This is a genomic window from Streptomyces flaveolus, assembly GCF_044765825.1.
GTDB classification, from domain to species: Bacteria; Actinomycetota; Actinomycetes; order Streptomycetales; family Streptomycetaceae; genus Streptomyces; species Streptomyces flaveolus.
The window spans coordinates 214,609-232,263 of record NZ_JBIWKU010000007.1 but is presented as its reverse complement, the minus strand read 5'-3'; the positions used below and the strand labels follow the sequence as shown (position 1 = coordinate 232,263).

13 protein-coding genes and 2 pseudogenes are annotated in these 17,655 nt (G+C 71.1%); 8 read left to right on the top strand and 7 right to left on the bottom strand.

Annotation, left to right across the window (positions count from 1 at the left end; all coding sequences use genetic code 11):
- Nucleotides 1-426: 426 nt before the first annotated feature.
- From ACIRG6_RS22695 to ACIRG6_RS37760, 6 genes and pseudogenes are all read left to right on the top strand, one after another.
- Complete coding sequence (locus tag ACIRG6_RS22695) at nucleotides 427-1,035, top strand: N-acetylmuramoyl-L-alanine amidase (RefSeq protein ID WP_364678501.1); 609 nt, start codon at nucleotides 427-429, stop codon at nucleotides 1,033-1,035.
- 108 nt (nucleotides 1,036-1,143) lie between these two features.
- A complete protein-coding gene (locus ACIRG6_RS22690) occupies nucleotides 1,144-2,403 on the top strand; it encodes a GAF domain-containing protein (RefSeq protein WP_364678498.1) in 1,260 nt (419 codons plus the stop codon).
- A gap of 136 nt (nucleotides 2,404-2,539) precedes the next feature.
- Entirely contained in the window at nucleotides 2,540-4,063 is a 1,524-nt protein-coding gene (exaC, locus tag ACIRG6_RS22685) for an acetaldehyde dehydrogenase ExaC (protein WP_364678496.1), read from the top strand.
- Nucleotides 4,064-4,506: 443 nt separating this feature from the next.
- A complete protein-coding gene (locus ACIRG6_RS22680) occupies nucleotides 4,507-6,192 on the top strand; it encodes a ribonuclease J (RefSeq protein ID WP_403324278.1) in 1,686 nt (561 codons plus the stop codon).
- A gap of 116 nt (nucleotides 6,193-6,308) precedes the next feature.
- Nucleotides 6,309-6,533 (top strand): hypothetical protein, encoded by a 225-nt coding sequence (locus ACIRG6_RS22675; RefSeq protein WP_403324276.1) that lies wholly within the window; start codon nucleotides 6,309-6,311, stop codon nucleotides 6,531-6,533.
- Between the two features lie 152 nt (nucleotides 6,534-6,685).
- A pseudogene (locus ACIRG6_RS37760) lies at nucleotides 6,686-7,061 on the top strand (IS982 family transposase); the annotation flags it as partial.
- Between the two features lie 46 nt (nucleotides 7,062-7,107).
- On the opposite strand, the gene ACIRG6_RS22665 reads toward ACIRG6_RS37760, so the two are convergent.
- The 3 genes from ACIRG6_RS22665 to ACIRG6_RS22655 all read right to left on the bottom strand — a co-directional run bounded on the left by ACIRG6_RS22665 (nucleotide 7,108) and on the right by ACIRG6_RS22655 (nucleotide 10,949).
- Nucleotides 7,108-7,932 (bottom strand): maleylpyruvate isomerase family mycothiol-dependent enzyme, encoded by an 825-nt coding sequence (locus ACIRG6_RS22665; protein WP_403324274.1) that lies wholly within the window; start codon nucleotides 7,930-7,932, stop codon nucleotides 7,108-7,110.
- 827 nt (nucleotides 7,933-8,759) lie between these two features.
- Nucleotides 8,760-10,133, bottom strand: coding sequence for a diacylglycerol/lipid kinase family protein (locus ACIRG6_RS22660; protein ID WP_403324271.1), 1,374 nt, complete (start codon nucleotides 10,131-10,133; stop codon nucleotides 8,760-8,762).
- Nucleotides 10,134-10,376: 243 nt separating this feature from the next.
- Entirely contained in the window at nucleotides 10,377-10,949 is a 573-nt protein-coding gene (locus ACIRG6_RS22655) for a TetR/AcrR family transcriptional regulator (RefSeq protein WP_403324270.1), read from the bottom strand.
- A 443-nt stretch (nucleotides 10,950-11,392) separates the two neighbouring features.
- Between ACIRG6_RS22655 and ACIRG6_RS22650 the strand changes: the two genes are divergently transcribed.
- Complete coding sequence (locus tag ACIRG6_RS22650; protein WP_403324268.1) at nucleotides 11,393-12,283, top strand: MBL fold metallo-hydrolase; 891 nt, start codon at nucleotides 11,393-11,395, stop codon at nucleotides 12,281-12,283.
- A 60-nt stretch (nucleotides 12,284-12,343) separates the two neighbouring features.
- On the opposite strand, the pseudogene ACIRG6_RS22645 reads toward ACIRG6_RS22650, so the two are convergent.
- The 4 genes and pseudogenes from ACIRG6_RS22645 to ACIRG6_RS22630 form a co-directional block, all read right to left on the bottom strand.
- Nucleotides 12,344-12,595 (bottom strand): annotated as a pseudogene (locus ACIRG6_RS22645) (cytosine deaminase); the annotation flags it as partial.
- A gap of 75 nt (nucleotides 12,596-12,670) precedes the next feature.
- On the bottom strand, nucleotides 12,671-13,951 hold the full coding sequence (locus tag ACIRG6_RS22640) for an amidohydrolase family protein (protein WP_364678431.1): 1,281 nt from the start codon (nucleotides 13,949-13,951) through the stop codon (nucleotides 12,671-12,673).
- A gap of 115 nt (nucleotides 13,952-14,066) precedes the next feature.
- Complete coding sequence (locus tag ACIRG6_RS22635) at nucleotides 14,067-15,233, bottom strand: acyl-CoA dehydrogenase family protein (protein ID WP_403324264.1); 1,167 nt, start codon at nucleotides 15,231-15,233, stop codon at nucleotides 14,067-14,069.
- A gap of 44 nt (nucleotides 15,234-15,277) precedes the next feature.
- Nucleotides 15,278-16,489 carry a CaiB/BaiF CoA transferase family protein gene (locus ACIRG6_RS22630; protein ID WP_364678426.1) on the bottom strand — a complete coding sequence of 404 codons (1,212 nt, stop codon included), beginning with the start codon at nucleotides 16,487-16,489 and terminating at the stop codon, nucleotides 15,278-15,280.
- 130 nt (nucleotides 16,490-16,619) lie between these two features.
- On the opposite strand from ACIRG6_RS22630, the gene ACIRG6_RS22625 reads away from it, so the two are divergent.
- Nucleotides 16,620-17,573, top strand: a complete 954-nt coding sequence (locus tag ACIRG6_RS22625) for a LysR family transcriptional regulator (RefSeq protein WP_350717640.1) — start codon at nucleotides 16,620-16,622, stop codon at nucleotides 17,571-17,573.
- The last annotated feature ends 82 nt before the right edge of the window (nucleotides 17,574-17,655 follow it).

Sequence of the window (17,655 nt, the reverse complement as noted above, 5' to 3'; positions counted from 1 at the left end):
ACGGACCGGGTCCGAGACCGGGCCGACCCGGCCTGAGACCGGGCCGACCGGGTCCGGGACCAGGCGGTCCGGGTCCGGGATCAGGCCCGGCCGGGGTGCGCCAGGAGCCTGGCGGCAGCGCCGGGAGTCTCACGGCGCTCACTCGAACGAGTGAGCGCCGTATCCACAACACCGTGGTCGTCCACCGGACCGCGACGCGCTCTTATGCCCAACCCTCCTGCCTCGTACGGTGGTTCACGCGAAGCCCCTCGTGACCGCGGCACAGGGGCACCGCGACGCTCGGCCCGCTCCTCGGCGTTCGGACCCGCTCCTCGCAACCAAGGCGTCGCCTCACCGTTGGCAACCGTGTACGACACGGCGCCGCGCCGTGGCACCGCGCACCCCCACCCGCGCACACCCCCCCACCCACGAAAGGCGGTCCTCCCCGTGGAAACGGAAAGGGCAACACCTTCCCCGACCAGGCGGCGGCTCCTCCAGGGCGCCGCGCTCGCCACCGTCTCCTCCGCGCTGCTGTCCGGCACGCGAGCCGCCGCGCGGCCCCTGGCCGACGTCGACTACCCGTCAGCCGAGTGGCAGCCGGCGAGCACGTCCAACTACAGCCGGTCGAGCCGCCCCCTCACCTATCCCCTCGACTACGTGGTCGTCCACGTCACGCAGGAGACGTACGCCGACACGCTCGCCATCTTCCGCAACCCGGACAAACAGGTGTCCGCCCACTACGTCGTCCGGTCCGCCGACGGGCACGTCGCGCAGTGCGTCCTCGAGTCCGACATCGCCTGGCACGCCGGGAACTGGGACTACAACACCCGCAGCATCGGCATCGAGCACGAGGCCTGGGTGGACCGGCCGGAGTACTTCACCGACGCCCTGTACGAGCAGTCGGCGCGGCTCACCGCGGCGATCTGTACCACGTACGGCATCCCCAAGGACCGCGCGCACATCATCGGACACCACGAGGTGCCGGGCAGCGACCACACGGATCCGGGACCGCTGTGGGACTGGACCCGGTACATCAGACTGGTCAACTTCGCCTGACGGGCGGCGGAGGGCCACGTTCGGGTGATCGGGCCGGTCGAAGTGGTTGTCCGAGTCCATCCGCGGAGTGACGATGTCCCCGTCGTATCGCTCTCCGGGGAGGCCGAGTTGACCGATTCGTGGCTGGCTCTGGAACCTGGGGCCGATCCCGTCGAGCGCGCGCGGACGCTGCGCCGCGCGCACGAGACGTTCACCGCGGCGGGCACGGTGTCGCGGCCCGTGCGCGCCGTGGTGGCGGAGTCGTGGCGGCGGTCCGTCCGGGCGGGTGTCGGCCCGGACGGTACCGCGAGCGTGGAGCTCATGGACGGTGACCTCGGCGCCTACCGCGCCGAACATCCGCTGGCACGGGTGATGCCGCTGTTCCGTGAACTCCTGGGCGCCTTCGCGGCCGACGGCGAGCATCTGCTGGCGGTGTGCGACGCGCACGGCAGGCTGCTGTGGGTCGAGGGCCATCCGGCCACCCGGCGGCGGGCGGACCGGATGAACTTCGTGCCGGGTGCCCGGTGGGCTGAGTCCGCGGTGGGGACGAACGCGCCGGGCACGGCGGTGGCCGTGGGCCGCCCGGTGCAGGTCTTCGCGGCCGAGCACTTCATCCGGCGGGTACAGCCGTGGACGTGCGCGGCGGCTCCGGTGCACGATCCACGCACCGGGCGCGTACTGGGCGCCGTGGACATCACGGGCGGGAACGGGCTGGCGCATCCGCACAGCCTGGGCTTCGTCCAGGCCGTGGCGCGGGCCGCGGAGTCCCAGCTGGCTCTGCTGACACCGGAGCGGCCCACCGCCGGCACCGCCGAGCTGACCGCGCTGGGCCGCGACGAGGCGCTGCTGAGCCGCGGCGGCAGCAGGGTCCGGCTCAGCCGACGGCACAGCGAGATCGTGGTGTTGCTGGCGCAGCATCCGGAGGGTCTGACCGGCGACGAGCTGCTGTGCGCGCTGTACGAGGACGAGACGGTGCCTCCGGTGACCCTGCGGGCCGAACTGGCGCGGCTGCGCGGGGTGCTGGGACCGGGAGTGCTGGCGTCGCGCCCATACCGGCTCACGATGCCCGTCGAGTCCGACGTCGCCGTGGTCGAGCGCCGGCTGCGGGCCGGTGGCGTGACGGCGGCCGTGGCGGCGTACGCAGGTCCGCTGCTGCCCGGTTCCCAGGCCCCCGCGGTGGCACGGCACCGGCGCCGACTGGCCGACGGCCTGCGCACCGCGCTGATCGCCTGCCGTGACCCCGACCTCCTGGCCGACTGGGCGCACGCGCCGTGGGGTGAGGACGACCTGGACGTCTGGCGTGCGCTGGCCGCGGTCCGGCCCACGGCCGCGGTGCTGTCCCGGCTCGCCGCGCTGGAGTCCGAACTGGCGGCGCCGAGCGGGTGGTGACGGCCCGCCGGTGAGCGACCGGGTGCCGGTCCAGGGGCCGCGGCCGCTCACGCAACGTCCCCGCAACGTCGGGCTCCCTAGCCTCCCGGAGAGCTGTCCAACGGCGGGCAGCGCACGATGAGGGAGGCAGACCAGGATGACCCGTTACGCGGCGCCCGGCACCGAGGGCGCGATCGTCTCCTACGAGTCGCGCTACGACCACTTCATCGGCGGCGAGTACGTGCCGCCGGTGCGCGGGCAGTACTTCGAGAACCCGTCCCCGGTGAACGGGCAGCCGTTCACGGAGATCGCGCGCGGTACGGCGGAGGACGTGGAGCGGGCGCTCGACGCGGCGCACGGGGCCGCCCCGGGCTGGGGCCGCACGTCGGTGACCGAGCGTTCCGGCATTCTGCTGAAGATCGCGGACCGCATGGAGGCGAACCTGGAGCGTCTGGCGGTCGCCGAGAGCTGGGAGAACGGCAAGCCGGTGCGCGAGACGCTGGCGGCCGACATCCCGCTCGCCATCGACCACTTCCGGTACTTCGCGGGGGCGATCCGCGCGCAGGAGGGCTCGATCGGCGAGGTCGACGACGACACCGTCGCGTACCACTTCCACGAGCCGCTCGGCGTGGTCGCGCAGATCATCCCCTGGAACTTCCCGATCCTCATGGCGACCTGGAAGCTCGCTCCCGCTCTCGCCGCCGGCAACGCGGTGGTCCTGAAGCCCGCCGAGCAGACCCCGGCCTCGATCCACTACTGGCTGAGCCTGGTCGCGGATCTGCTGCCGCCGGGTGTCGTGAACGTCGTCAACGGCTTCGGGGTGGAGGCCGGCAAGCCGCTGGCGTCGAGCCCTCGGGTGGCGAAGGTGGCGTTCACCGGAGAGACCACCACCGGGCGGCTGATCATGCAGTACGCCTCGGAGAACATCAAGCCGGTCACGCTGGAACTCGGCGGCAAGTCGCCGAACATCTTCTTCGACGACGTCTGGGCGCAGGACGACGACTTCCGCGACAAGGCGCTCGAGGGCTTCACGATGTTCGCGCTCAACCAGGGCGAGGTGTGCACCTGCCCGTCCCGGGCGCTGATCCAGCGGGGCACGTACGCCGAGTTCATGGCGGCCGCGGTCGCCCGCACCGAGCTGATCACACCGGGCCACCCGCTGGACACCGACACGATGATCGGCGCCCAGGCGTCCAACGACCAGCTGGAGAAGATCCTCTCCTACCTGGACATCGGCCGGCAGGAGGGCGCCAAGGTCCTCACCGGCGGCGAACGCTTCGAGCACGAGGGCGAGCTGAAGGGCGGCTACTACGTCCAGCCCACGATCTTCGAGGGCCACAACCGCATGCGGATCTTCCAGGAGGAGATCTTCGGCCCGGTCGTGTCCGTCACGTCCTTCGACGACTTCGACGACGCGATCAAGACGGCCAACGACACGCTGTACGGCCTCGGCGCCGGGGTGTGGACCCGCGACATGAACACCGCGTACCGCGCGGGCCGCGCGATCCAGGCGGGACGCGTCTGGACGAACTGCTACCACGCCTACCCGGCGCACGCCGCGTTCGGCGGCTACAAGCAGTCGGGAATCGGCCGGGAGAACCACCGGATGATGCTGGAGCACTACCAGCAGACGAAGAACATTCTTTGTTCCTACAGCCCTCAGAAGCTTGGCTTCTTCTAGAGCCTGAAGTCGGTTGCCTGGAGGCATCGTTGCGCTCCAGGCAACCCCCGAACAACGGCTCCACTCTGTGATGATCTGAAGTCTTCGCGCTACTGTCCGACACGCAAGGGAGTCTCGCCCGGACCAGTCGTGGACCAGACGGCGCCGAGCGACATCACCCCACGAGCCGCCCGCTCATGAGCGCCGCGAGTCCAGGACTTCCCGGGACCGGCTCGAGACAACGACCGAGCCGCGGGCTCCACATCTGGTTGCGGCATGGCCGGCGGGGTCGGCGAGCGCTTCGGGAACACCGCCGCTGTCCGCCCGGCGAGAGAAGCTGCCTCGGGGCGCTCTCGGCCCACTTGCTCCTGAGCGCCGACGGCACCCGCGTCTCGACCATTCCGAGTGGGGAGATCGCACAGGCAATGAATCATCCTGCGCCGCTCTGCGGGTACCGTCAGGGTATGAGTCATCCGCACCCGGAACTGAAAGCCGCCCCGCCCCTTCCCGAAGGAGGGCTGCGGGTCATCGCCCTGGGCGGCCTGGGTGAGATCGGCCGCAACATGACCGTCTTCGAGCACGCGGGCAAGCTGCTCGTCGTCGACTGCGGCGTGCTGTTCCCCGAGGAGACCCAGCCCGGCGTGGACGTGATCCTGCCGGACTTCACCTCGATCCGGGACCGGCTGGACGACATCGTGGCCGTGGTCCTCACCCACGGCCACGAGGACCACATCGGCGGCGTGCCGTACCTGCTGCGCGAGCGGTCCGACATTCCCGTCGTCGGCTCCAAGCTGACGCTGGCGTTCCTGGAGGCCAAGCTCAAGGAACACGGCATCCGGCCGCGCACGGTGCGGGTACGCGAGGGCGACCGGCGCGGCTTCGGCCCCTTCGACTGCGAGTTCGTGGCGGTCAACCACTCCATCCCCGACAGCCTCGCGGTCGCGATCCGCACCCGGGCCGGGATGGTGCTGCACACCGGCGACTTCAAGATGGACCAGTTCCCTCTCGACGACCGCATCACCGACCTGCGCGCCTTCGCCCGCCTCGGAGAGGAGGGCGTGGACCTGTTCCTCACCGACTCCACCAACGCCGAAGTACCCGGCTTCACCACCTCCGAGCGGGAGCTGAATCCGGCGATCGAGCAGGTGATGCGCACCGCGCCGCGCCGGGTCATCGTCTCCAGCTTCGCCAGCCACGTGCACCGCATCCAGCAGGTCCTGGACGCCGCCCACCAGCACGGCCGCAAGGTCGCCTTCGTCGGCCGGTCGATGGTCCGCAACATGGGCATCGCCCGTGACCTGGGCTACCTGAAGGTCCCCTCCGGTCTGGTCGTGAGCACGAAGGAGCTGGAGAAGCTCCCGGACCACAAGATCGCTCTGGTGTGCACCGGCTCCCAGGGCGAACCGATGGCCGCGCTGTCACGGATGGCCAACCGCGACCACATGATCCGCATCGGCAAGGGCGACACCATCCTGCTCGCCAGCTCCCTCATCCCCGGCAACGAGAACGCCATCTACCGGGTGATCAACGGACTCACCCGGTGGGGCGCCCATGTGGTCCACAAGGGCAACGCCAAGGTGCACGTCTCCGGGCATGCCAGCGCCGGCGAACTCGTCTACTGCTACAACATCGTCAAGCCGCGCAACGTCATGCCCGTGCACGGCGAATGGCGCCACCTGCGGGCCAACGGCGACCTCGCCATCCGTACCGGCGTCGACTCCGACCGGGTCGTCATCGCCGAGGACGGCGTCGTCGTCGACCTCGTCGACGGACGCGCGTCCATCACCGGCAAGGTCCCCGCCGGCAACGTCTACGTGGACGGCATGGAAGTCGGCGGCGCCACCGAGGCGTCCCTCAAGGACCGCCTCACCCTCGCCGCCGAAGGCGTGGTCACGGTGGTGGCGATCGTCGACGCGGACACCGGCGCCCTCGCCGAGGCCCCCGACTTCCTGGCCCGCGGCTTCGTCCACGACGACACCACCTTCGAGCCGGTCATCCCCGTCATCGAGAAGACCCTGGCCACCGCGGCCGAGGAAGGCGTCGGGGACGCGCGCCAACTGGAACAACTCCTCGCCCGCGCCGTGGCGAACTGGGCGTTCCGTACCCACCGCCGCAAACCCCTCATCATCCCCGTCATCATCGACGCCTGAGCCACAGCCCAGCAGCACTGTCCGGTTCCGGCCGGGGGACCGCCGTATGCCGGCCTGACGGGGACGGTGGGCCGGCCACTCGTACTCCGGAGAACGGCGACGGCCGGGGCAGCGCGATGACCTCGGCGGGGACGCTGGCGGCGGCGGAGACCGCAGCGTCCGTGGAGTCACTCGACGTGATCGCGCGCATGCTCAGGGAGCAGCTCGGGGCCGCGCCGGTGTCGTTCCTCATCGCCGACTTCACCGGCGGCTCGGTCGTACGGCTGGGGCGGCGGGCAGCGTCGAGACCGATGAACCCGCCCGGCGCATCACGCTGCGGGACACCCTGTACGACGACGTGATCCGCACGCAGCGGCCGAGCGTGGAGGACAAGGGCGAGGGCGCGCTGGTTCGGATCGCGGCCCCCGTGACCGATCGCGGCGACGCCATCGGGTCCTCGAACTGTTCCTGCCCGCGGCGCCGGACGCGGAGGTGATGCGGGCGATCGGCGAGACTCACCGGCGCGAAAGCGGTCGAGCGCCACGTGCTGCTGGACATTCTCACCACCGACCCTGCTGGCCGACAAGAACTACTACGGTCGCGACTTCGAGCCGCAGCTTGCCGACCTCGGTGTCCGGCTGCTGCGGCAGGCCCGCAAGGGCGAACCCGAACGGGCCGGAGCCGAGTTGTTCAAGCCGCTGCGGCAGCTGATCGAGTCCGTCAACCAGACCCACACAGCCCAGCTGAACCTCGAACGCCGCGGCGGCCGCACGCCCGGCGGGGTGACCGTCCGTGCCCTGCAGCGGCTCCTCGCCCTGACCACGGCAATCTGGCACAACCACCACACCAGAAGCCCGGCCACCCGCTCCCTGACCGCCCACGACCACTGACCTTGGGATCAGTCATCTAGTAGGGCTCGATCGGGGAAGGACATGGTCAGGGTGCGTTGAACAGGGTGGGGAAGCGGGGGGCGAGCCAGGGTTTGCGGCCCCAGGCGAGCACATCTCCGCGTGCCATGGCCTGCCACGGGCCCAGACGTCCCAGCGCGATGAGAAGAAAAGCGACCGGCTCGGTGAGGATGGTGCAGTCCGAACGCTCCGGCGGGTCAGGAAGCACCTCGACCGTGCCGTCGGTGAAGGTGACGCCGAATGCCGCGCCGCCCCGGATACGCAAGGTGTAACGGGCCGTCAGCGCGGAGGCGGCGGCGATGCGCGGCATCGCCGCCTTCAGGAACGGCAGGCACAACCCGACCCGCCTCTCGTTGATCATGTGCGGCCGGCGCAGCCCGCGGGCGAGATCGTAACCGTGGCCCAGCATGTGGGTCAGCAGGTACGAGGCGAGAACGTCCTGGTCCATAGGACCGAGCGGGGTCAGGAGCGTCCGGCCCGCGGCCCCGTCCGCCATGGCTCGGTCCACCGCGTCCAGGAACACGTCGGCCCGCTCCACGATCATCGCGGCCAGCGGTTCCGCCCCGCGCTCGGGAAACTCGATGAGACTCTGTGCATTGGCCGCCGCGAGGCTCTGCGGCGTGCCGTCCCCGTAGAGGCGTTCTCGGCCGGACGCGAGATCGGCCATCAGGCCGTTGGCCAGTACCAGGTGGGCGGCCGTCTCGCCGACGGTCCACTCCAGCCCCGGTACCGGAACGGTCATGTCCGTCGCGCCGTGCAGGAGCGCGGCGATGGCACTGGCGGTCTCGCGTATCGCCTGACCGAGCCCTTCCGGCAGGGAGTCCCTGGTTCTCGTCTGCGTTCCCCGCTCCACGCCGCTCGTTCTCCTCGTGTCTCCTGATCACGCACCTGTAGCGCGGTACAAAATCAGACCCACCGGTCCGCGGCAAGGGTCCTGGGCGCCCGGATGTCGGGGGCACTTCGAGAACAGAGACCATCGAGAGAACGTGCTCACCGACCTGGTGCCCGCGCCGAACAGCCTGGAGCCGCACCACCTTCACAAACGCCGCCACCGTCATCCCCGCCCCGGGCGTCTCCGGCACCACCACAGGTTTCTCCGCGGACATGCTTCCCGCGGTGGCTATGCCACCGGCGCTCGGGGGGCGTGCGCTGATCCCATGCCATCACGCCGGCGAGCTCAGGACAGGTCCACCACACCCCGGGCCTGCCTGACCAGGCACTCATACGGACAGATCAGGGGACGTTGCGCCTGCTGCGCAAGGGCTGCGAGTCGGATCAGGTCTCGGTCCAAGATCCGGACCATGCGCGGACCAGCGATTCGCACGCTGCCCGGCCTCATGCCATCTCACCTGGTGAGTGCCATGCAAAACGTGTACCACCAGCAGACGAAGAACCTCGTGGGATTTCGACCCGTCAGGCGCCTTTCTCGGAAACGCCCATCGCCTTTCCGGGGTTCCGGAATCGAGGTCAGCGAAGAGGGGAACCCCCGGCCCGGGCGCCGCCCCGAACGCGTAGCGCTGGAGCACCGTGCCCCGCGTCGAACGGCGGGCCCAGGTGCGCACCCGCTCCGGGGACGCGGTCGAGAAGGTGACCGTCGTGATCACGAGGCAGGGGAAGAGACAGGCGAGCACCGACGGCGTGGAGAGGGTGGCTGTGGCACGGACGAGCTCCTGGGGCCGTTCAGCTGCGGGTCCGCTCGGCCATGCTCCGCCCCTCGTCGGTCCGCCGGGTGCGGCCGAACGCGAGGTCGATGACCCGTCGCCACTTCACCGGCGGCGCGGGTACGGCGACGCCCGGACGGTCGCGCGGCACCAGGACCCGCAGCATGCCCGGACGCACTGTGCACACGACCGGGGTGGGCATCCGCAATGCCTCGCCGTCGACCGCCACAGGTATCTCGCCCGTGTCGGCGGTCACGACGACGCGCTGCGCGGTCATGACGGTCAGCCCCGCGGACTGCGAGCCCCGCACGGCGACGTCGGCGGCCTGCGACGCGTCCTCCACCCGGATGCCCAGCACCCCCAGTTCGCCGCTGTCGAGCCGGAACCGGCGGCCTCCGCCGGCGAACTCGTCGGGTGAGGCGTACGGGTTGTTGCTGACCAGCAGCGCCTGCTGGGACGAGAGCTCGGTGCCGTCGATCCGCGCGTCGAGCCGTCGTACGCGCTCGCCGAGCAGCAGGTCCGGCATGAGGCTCAGCGCCGTGCCGGCCTTGTCGTCGCGGTACTCGGGACGTTGCACGACGTCGGCGTACACGCCGAACGACACGGTGTTGACGAAGGCCCGGCCAGCGACGTCGCCGAGGTCGACCCTGAGCTCCTCGCCCTCGGTCAGGGCGTCGAGGCACCGGGAGGGGTCGGAGCGGTCGAGACCCAGGTCCATGGCGAAGTGGTTACGGGTGCCGGCGGAGACCACGAGGAACGGCAGGTCGTGCTCGGCGGCGACCGCCGCGACCAGGGCCTGGGTGCCGTCGCCGCCCGCGACGCCGAGCAGGTCCGCGCCCTCGGCGACGGCCCGCCGGGCCAGCGCGGCGACGTCGGCCGGGGCGGACGGGTCGAGCATGATCACCCGGGCGCCGAGCTCTTCCGCCCGTTCGGCCAGCCCGAAGCGGCCGACCTTCCCGCCACCGGACCTCGGGTTCATGATCAGGACCGGCCGCTTCGGCGGGGGCACGGGGATCGCCCGCGCCTGCCTCTCCGGGCGCGCCCTGCGCAGCGCCGCCCGGGCGCAGGCAGGCGCCGCGCCCCAGCACAGGGCCAGGACCAGAGCCGTCAGCCACAGCCGGTCGTGCGCGAGGAGCACGACGACGCTGACGGGTGCCAGGATCGCGAGGAGCGCGCCGAGCAGGCGCACCGCGCCGCGGTGTGCCACGAACCACCAGAGACCTGCGGCGCAGACCACCAGCCCGAGGAGGCCGGCCCCGATGACCAGCAGCCCGCCCTCCCCCACCGCGAGCACCAGCACGACCACTGCGCCGATCACCGCCAGCACGGCCAGACGCGCCAGCATGCGCGCCGCACCGCTGGCGGCGGAACCGGTGGTGCGGATCCCTCCCATGGTGTCCTCTCCCTGCCTCGCCCGGCCGTGAGCCCGGTCCGGGGCACCAGCCTGCACATTCCCGGCCCGGCGAGCATCCCGGCCGGGCCAAGCGGACGGCCGACGGTCTCGTGAAGGAGCTCGGCCGGGCCATCCGGTCGGGCAGGATGACGTCCGACGAGGCGGTCGACTTCATGAGGGAGATCGTCAAGAGCCGTCACCGAGGCGCTGTGGCGCCATGCCGGCGGGAAGCTCCTCGAGGATTCACCTGGTCACTTCGGAGGCGTACGTCTCCAGGTACGCGGTGACGAGGCGGCGCGCTTCGTCGATCGTGGCGTCGTCACCGGCCGGCGAGCGCCGGAACGCGCTGTCGAAGAGCCGGGTGCCCACCTCGAAGACGAGACGCAGGGCGAGCAGGGGTGTGTCGGCGGGTACGAAGCGCTGCTCGACGAGGTACTGCCAGAGCCGTTCCGCCTGCGCCTCGTCGAAGACGCGCACCAGTTCGTCGAGCGTGGGGTGCCGGCCCGTGAACCAGAGCTCCGTGCAGCTCCGGTGGCGGCGCAGATAGTCGAGGAGCAGGTCGGTCACGATGTCGACGGCCTCGCGCAGCGTCCGCGCCCTGGATTCGGCCAGAGCGGCGCCGATGAGCCTGTCCAGCTCGCTCAGGTGTCGTTGCAGCAGCTCGGCATCGACCTGGTACCGGTCGGCGAAGTAGTGGTACATGGAGGCGATCGGGATGCCGGCGCGCTCACCGGTCGCCTTCAGAGTGGCGGCCTCGTAGCCCTGCTCGGCGAGCAGGGCCTCGGCGGCGTCGAGGATGGCCTTCCTGCGCTCCATCCCGCGACGCTGTGTTGCCGCCCGAGCCGGGGGCCGGGTGGTCTCATTTCCATCGAACACGATTCGAGATCGTATCAGTCACGGTGCCGGATCTCCCGCTCGGCGCGTATTGACAGCGCCCGTGAGCCACATAAACTCGAATGCGACTCGGCATCGATTCGACGGGAGGCACACCCGCTGTCCAGAACCTCCCGGCAGCGCCGGCCGCCGGCCGGGACCGGCCCACAAGCTCGCCGCGGTCCTCGAGGGCGTCCCCTTCCGCCACCTGTGCGGACAGACCGTCGGCCCCGGCCGAGGCACACCCTCCACGGCGTCCAGAGCGGCATCGGTGTCGTGCACGACGCGTCCCTGGAGGACGACCCTGTCCCCCCCAAGCCCCCGCGGTCCGTCACCAACCGCACGGCCGCCACCACGGGCCGCCCACGGACGAAGGAATGCCGACCTTGCTCACCACCGGATACACGGAAGCGCACTACGGCGGGGTAACCGTGCTGGTGGGCGCCGAACGGGGCGCCTACCCCTACGCCAACTCCATACTCGTGCGCGGCACCGCCGAGACACTGGTCATCGATCCGTCGCTGTCGCTCGTCGGAACGGCACCGCCCGCGGACGTGGTCCTCGTGAGCCACGCGCACGAGGACCACGTAGCAGGTCTCGCCGACTACGACGTGCCCGTGCACATCCACGAGGAGGACCTGGCCGCGCTGCGGTCACGAGAGGTCATGGTCGAGGGCTACGGCCTCCCCGCGGACGCCGTCGAGCACACCCACACGATGCTGCGCGACCACTTCCACGTGCGGGACCGCCCGGATGCCACGGGGTTCGAGGACGGCACGGTGTTCGACCTCGGCGGCCGCACCGTGACCGTCGTACACCTCCCGGGCCACACGGCGGGACACAGCGGCTTCCTGATCGAGCCGGACGGCTTCCTCTTCGTGGCGGACATCGACCTGACATCGTTCGGTCCGTACTACGGAGGCGTCGGCAGCAGTCTCACCGACTTCGAGTCCTCCGTGCGACGATGCCGGCAGATCGGTGTCCGCTGGTACGGCACGGCTCACCAGAAGGGCGTGATCGAGGGCGCCACGGAGTTCTCCAGGCGGCTCGACGACTTCGCCGGGGTGGTGGAGAAGCGTGACGCTGCCCTCCTGGCCTTCCTCGACGAACCGCGGACCGTCGAGGAGATCACCGAGCACCGCCTGGTCTACCGCCCCCATGTCGAGGGCTCGCACGTGGAACCGGTCGAGCGCCGGACCGCCGTGCAGCACCTGGACCGGCTGATCGGCACGGGGCTGGTCACGGAGGTCGAGCGGGGAAGGTTCCGCGCAACATAGCCCTGCGCGACATAGCCCTGCGCGACCTCGCCGGCCCGCGAGCGCCCAGGCGTCGTGGCGGACGAGGCGTCCGTCGCGGGCCACGACGGCGCCACCGTGCACCACCATGTCACGCTGCGGCATGTCGACCACGACCTGCGGCACGCACTCACCCCGCACCAGGACGAAGTCGGCCGGGCTGCCCGGCGTGAGGCCGGCCCGGGTCGGGCCCATGACGTCGGAGCCCCCGTGCGTGGCGGTCCCGTAGCAGGCGGACAGTTCTTCGTCCAGCCGCACGTCCGTCACCCAGCCCAGGAGGTGTGCGCGGTGCATTGCGCACTCCTCGGCAGGGGGAGCGACGGAAAGGGCGCCGGCCGTGCCGGGCGGGGAGGGTGCCGCGGGACCGGTTCAGCAGATCCGGCCGGCGCGCACGACGCCGACGGGCCGGGACAGCGTCGAGACATCGCTCAGCGGGTCGGCGTCGACGACGAGGACGTCGCCCGCACAGCCGGGGGCCAGCCGGCCGACGGAGCCGGAGACACCCAGCAGCCGTGCCGCGTTCACGGTGGCCGTGCGGATCGCTTCGAGCGGCGACAGCCCTGCGGCGCGCATGAGCTCGATCTCGCGTCCGATGGGCGTCACCTCTCCACCGGACGAATCCGTGCCCGCGGCCAGGGGCACGCCCGCCTCGTGCGCGGCTCGTACGGCGTCCTTGAGGACCGGCAGATAGGTGCGGCCCCGCTCCGCCAGTACGGGGTCGGACGAGTCCGCCAGTCCCGCGATCGCGGTGAGGGTGGGCGTGAAGTACGTTCCCCTCTTCCCCATCTCGTGCAGGGTGCGCTCGGCGACGAAGACACCGTGCTCGAGGGACCGGATCCCGGCCCGGACCGCGTCGTGACAGCCCTGCTCGCTGTAGCTGTGGCAGAGCACGCCCTTGCCGTGGCGCCGGGCCGCCGCCACGATGTCGGCCAGCTGCTCGTAGGAGTACACCTGAGCCAGCGGGTCCTGGTCGGGCAGTCCGGCCCGCTCGTTGACGCGGGTCTTGATCACATCGGCGCCCCGGGCGACGTTCACCTCGACCACACGCCTGAGGGCCGCGCCGGTGCGCACTCCGCCGTCGAGGCCGACGAGGGGCGCCAGGTCGGGATCCGCGAGCACCGAGTCGCCCATGTCGGGCGTGACGAACACCCCGGCGGCGCGCAGCCGGGGTGCCTGGGCGGGCTGCCGCCGGGCGAGTTCCCGGACGGCGATGTCCTGGTAGAAGGTGGTGGATCCACTCCGCGCGCTGGTGGCTCCCTTGGTCACCGCCTCACGCGCCTCGGCGACCGTGCTGAGGTGGATGTGGGCGTCGACCAGGCCGGGCAGCACCCAGCGGCCCCGGGCGTCCAGCCGGGGAAGACCCGCGGGAACGGCTCCCCTGCCGCGCGGGCCCGACCGGTCCACCCTGCCCGAGCGGATCACGACGACCGCGTCTTCGGTCACCTCGCCCGTGGCCGGGTCGAGCAGCGTGCCGCCCTCGATCACCAGATCGCCGTCCGGAGCCGCCTCGCGCGCCGCGCCGTTCGGGCGAGCGGCGGCGTCGGGTGCCGTGGAGAGGACTGCCGCGGTTCCCGCGAGAGCCGCGGCGCCCGCGAGCACGCCGCGCCGCGTCAGACGGCTCGAAGGTGGAGGGGACGGCTCAAGACACATGACAACTCCGCAGTCCGAGGAAGAGCAACCAGCCCCCGTTTTGTATACCAAAGCTGCCCACCCGACAAGGTGCAGCTCGTGCACCTCCTCGACCTCTCCTCATTTGGTATGCGATTTATGCGTCGAGTCCGCCTCGCTTGACCAGCTGGCTCGCGATGACGTTGCGCTGGATCTCGTTGGTGCCCTCGCCGACGATCATCAGCGGCGCGTCCCGGAAGTAGCGCTCCACGTCGAATTCGGTGGAGTAGCCGTAACCGCCGTGAATGCGGACGGCGTTGAGCGCGATCTGCATCGCCGTCTCGGACGCGAACAGCTTGGCCATGCCCGCCTCCATGTCCACGCGCCGGCCGGCATCCGCCTCGCGGGCCGCGTGGAGGGTGAGCTGACGGGCCGCCGTGAGGGAGGTCGCCATGTCCGCCAGGTAGTTGCCGACGGACTGGTGCTTCCAGATGGGCTTGCCGAACGACTCGCGTTGCTGGGCGTAGGCGAGCGCGTCCTCCAGCGCCGCCCGGCCGACACCGAGCGCGCGGGCGGCGACCTGGAGGCGGCCGGTCTCCAGCCCCTTCATCATCTGGGCGAAGCCCCGGCCCTCGACCCCGCCCAGTACGGCGTCCGCCGGGGCGCGGTGGTCCTCGAAGGACAGCTCGCAGCTCTCCACTCCCTTGTAACCGAGCTTCGGCAGGTCGCGGGAGACCGTCAGTCCGGGACCGTGCTCGACGAGAAGGACGGAGATGCCCCGATGGGCCGGGGACGCCTCGGGATCGGTCTTGCACAGCAGGGCGATCAGCTGGGAGCGGCGGGAGTTGGTGATCCAGGTCTTGGCGCCGTTCACGAGGTAGCCCTCGTCGTCCCGGCGCGCGACCGTGCGTATGGCCTGGAGGTCGGAACCGCCGCCGGGTTCGGTGAGTGCCATGGTGGCGCGTACCTCTCCCGTGGCCATCCTCGGCAGATAGCGTCGCTTCTGCTCCTCGGTGCCGAAGTGCAGCAGCAGCTTGGCAACGACGGTGTGGCCGCCCATGGCGCCGGCGAGGCTCATCCAGCCGCGGGCCAGTTCTTCGGTGATGAGCACGTAGCAGGGGGTGGAGACGGGAGTACCGCCGTACTCCTCGGGCACCGCGAGGCCGAAGATGCCGAGTTCCTTCATCTGCTCGACGAGTGCCTCGGGGTAGGTGTCGGTGTGGTCGAGTTCCCGCGCGACGGGCTTGATGTCCTTGTCGACGAAGTCGCGCACCGTGGTGACGATGAACTGCTCGTCCTCGGACAGGATGTCGAGGGTGCTCATGGGGCCTCCTTGCTGTGGTCTCGGCAGGTGCACGGTCCGGGGCGTCAGACGGCGCCGGCCGTTCGCATCGCGTCGATCCGGGCGGTGTCGTATCCGAGCTGGGTCAGGATCTGTTCGGTGTGCTCGCCGAGAGCGGGGACCGCGTCCATGCGCGGAGCCGTACCGGCCAGGTCCACCGGCGGCAGCAGGGCCGCGACGGTCTCACCGCCCGGTATCCGCACCTGCCGCCAGCGGTCCCGGCCCGTCAGTACGGGATGGTCGAGGAACTGCTTGACGTCGTTGACCGGCGCGTTGGCGATGCCGATCGCGTCGAGACGCTTCATCACCTCGGCACCGTCCGACGCGGCGATCCGCTCCGCCAGGACGGCGTTCAGTTCCCGGCGGTTGCCGACCCGTGCCGGCCCGGTGGCGAAGCGCGGGTCGTCGATCAGATCCGGCGACCGCAGGAAGTGCTCGCACAGGGCCGCCCATTCGCGTTCGTTCTGCACGGAGAGGAGCACGTCCGTGCCGTCGGCGGCGGTGTACGTGCCGTAGGGAGCGATCGTGGCGTGCTGGGTTCCGACCCTCGGGGGCTGGGAGCCGTGGTACGCCGTGTAGTAGGCGGGCTGGCCCATCCACTCCGCCAGCGCCTCGAACAGTGAGACCTCGACGGCCCGGACGGACCCCTGCACGGCCCGCGTGAACAGGGCGGTGAGGATGCCGCTGTAGGCGTACATGCCGGCGGCGATGTCGGCGACGGACACCCCCACGCGGGCGGCTTCCCCGGCGCTTCCGGTGAGGGAGACGAGTCCTGTCTGGCACTGCACGAGCAGGTCGTACGCCTTGCGGTCGGCCCACGGGCCGCTGGTGCCGTATCCGGAGACCGAGCACGGGATCAGTGCGGGGAACCGCCGCGCCAGGTCGCCGGCACCCAGGCCCATGCGGGCCGCGGCGCCGGGGGCGAGGTTCTGGACGAAGACGTCCGCCCGCGCCAGGAGCCGCTCCAGGACCTCGCGTCCCTCTTCGGACTTCAGGTCGAGCGTCACCGACTCCTTCGAGCGGTTGAGCCACACGAAGTAGCTGGACTCGCCGTGCACGGTCGTGTCGTAGCGCCGGGCGAAGTCGCCGCCGCCGGGCCGCTCCACCTTGATGACCCGTGCGCCGAGGTCGGCGAGCTGACGGGTGGCGAAGGGCGCGGCCACCGCCTGCTCGACGCTCACGACGGTGATGCCGGACAGGGGCAGCCCGCCGGCCGGCGGCGCTGGGTTCTCGGCCATGTGTCGACCTCCGGAAAGGTGTCGGTGATCCGGACTGGCGTACCATCATGAACATTCATTCCCGACTTAGTGAAATAGCAATTCCTGATGGCCCCATGCGTGCCGTGGATGTCGAGGAGGGTTGGCCCGGATGGACGTCAAGCAGCTGAAGGCGCTGGTCACGGTCGCCGAGGTGGGCAGCGTGACGCGCGCCGCCGAGCTGCTGCACCTGGTGCAGCCCGCTGTCACCCGGCAGATCCGCACGCTGGAGGAGGAACTCGGCGTCCCCCTGTTCCAGCGCACCCGGCAGGGCATGCGCCCCACCGACGCCGGCCAGATCATGGTCGACCGTGCGCGCAGGGCACTGAACGAACTGGAGCGGGCGCGAGCCGAGGTGCAGCCCCGCTCGGGCCAGGTGACGGGCATCGTCACCGTCGGTCTGCTGGAGAGCACGAGCGACCTTCTCGCCGAGCAGCTCGTGTCGGCGGTCGGCCAAGCCCATCCCGGGGTGGAGCTGCGCCTGATGACCGGATACTCCGGCCACCTTCAGCAGTGGCTCGACGCGGGCGACCTGGACCTCACGCTGCTGTACAGCCTGGACAGCGGCCCGTCCCTCAACGCCCGCCCCCTCGTGCGGGAGCGCCTGTGGGCGGTCGCCCCCGCTTCGGCCGGGCTGCGCGCCGACAGCCCGGTGGCGTTCGCACAGGTCGCGGCGCGCCCCCTGGTCATGCCGGCCGCGGGGCACGCCCTGCGGACGCTGATCGACGCGGCGGCGGCCCGGTCGGGCGCCACCATGGAGATCGCCGTGCAGACCAACTCCATGCGGGTGCAGAAGCAGCTGGTGCTGGCGGGCCACGGCTGGACGGTCCTGCCCGGCGTCGGCATCGCCCAGGACGTGGCGAACGGCAGCCTCAGCGCCGCACCCCTGTGCGAGCCCGACGTCGAGCGGTCGATCGTCCTGGGGACCCCTCGGTACGGACGCGTGCCCCCGGCCGTCGCCGTCGTCGCCCGGGAACTGGTCCGCCGGATCACGGAGGCCGTCTCGCAGGAGCGGTGGCCTTCCGCGCAGATGCAGACGTCCGAGGAACCCGAGGCGCAGGCGTGACCCGGCAGGTCCATGCGGACCGGTCATGGCCCCATCACGCCTTTCTATTGTTCAGCGGGCTCCATCACTGCTCATGATGTGG

Excerpts from the sequence above, each read along its gene's own strand:
- ACIRG6_RS22630 (WP_364678426.1), bottom strand. The coding sequence starts at position 16,489 with ATGGCCGAGAACCCAGCGCCGCCGGCCGGCGGGCTGCCCCTGTCCGGC.
- exaC (WP_364678496.1), top strand. The coding sequence starts at position 2,540 with ATGACCCGTTACGCGGCGCCCGGCACCGAGGGCGCGATCGTCTCCTAC.
- ACIRG6_RS22680 (WP_403324278.1), top strand. The coding sequence starts at position 4,507 with ATGAGTCATCCGCACCCGGAACTGAAAGCCGCCCCGCCCCTTCCCGAA.
- ACIRG6_RS22625 (WP_350717640.1), top strand. The coding sequence starts at position 16,620 with ATGGACGTCAAGCAGCTGAAGGCGCTGGTCACGGTCGCCGAGGTGGGC.
- ACIRG6_RS22640 (WP_364678431.1), bottom strand. The coding sequence starts at position 13,951 with ATGTGTCTTGAGCCGTCCCCTCCACCTTCGAGCCGTCTGACGCGGCGC.
- ACIRG6_RS22660 (WP_403324271.1), bottom strand. The coding sequence starts at position 10,133 with ATGGGAGGGATCCGCACCACCGGTTCCGCCGCCAGCGGTGCGGCGCGC.
- ACIRG6_RS22675 (WP_403324276.1), top strand. The coding sequence starts at position 6,309 with ATGACCTCGGCGGGGACGCTGGCGGCGGCGGAGACCGCAGCGTCCGTG.
- ACIRG6_RS22655 (WP_403324270.1), bottom strand. The coding sequence starts at position 10,949 with ATGGAGCGCAGGAAGGCCATCCTCGACGCCGCCGAGGCCCTGCTCGCC.
- ACIRG6_RS22635 (WP_403324264.1), bottom strand. The coding sequence starts at position 15,233 with ATGAGCACCCTCGACATCCTGTCCGAGGACGAGCAGTTCATCGTCACC.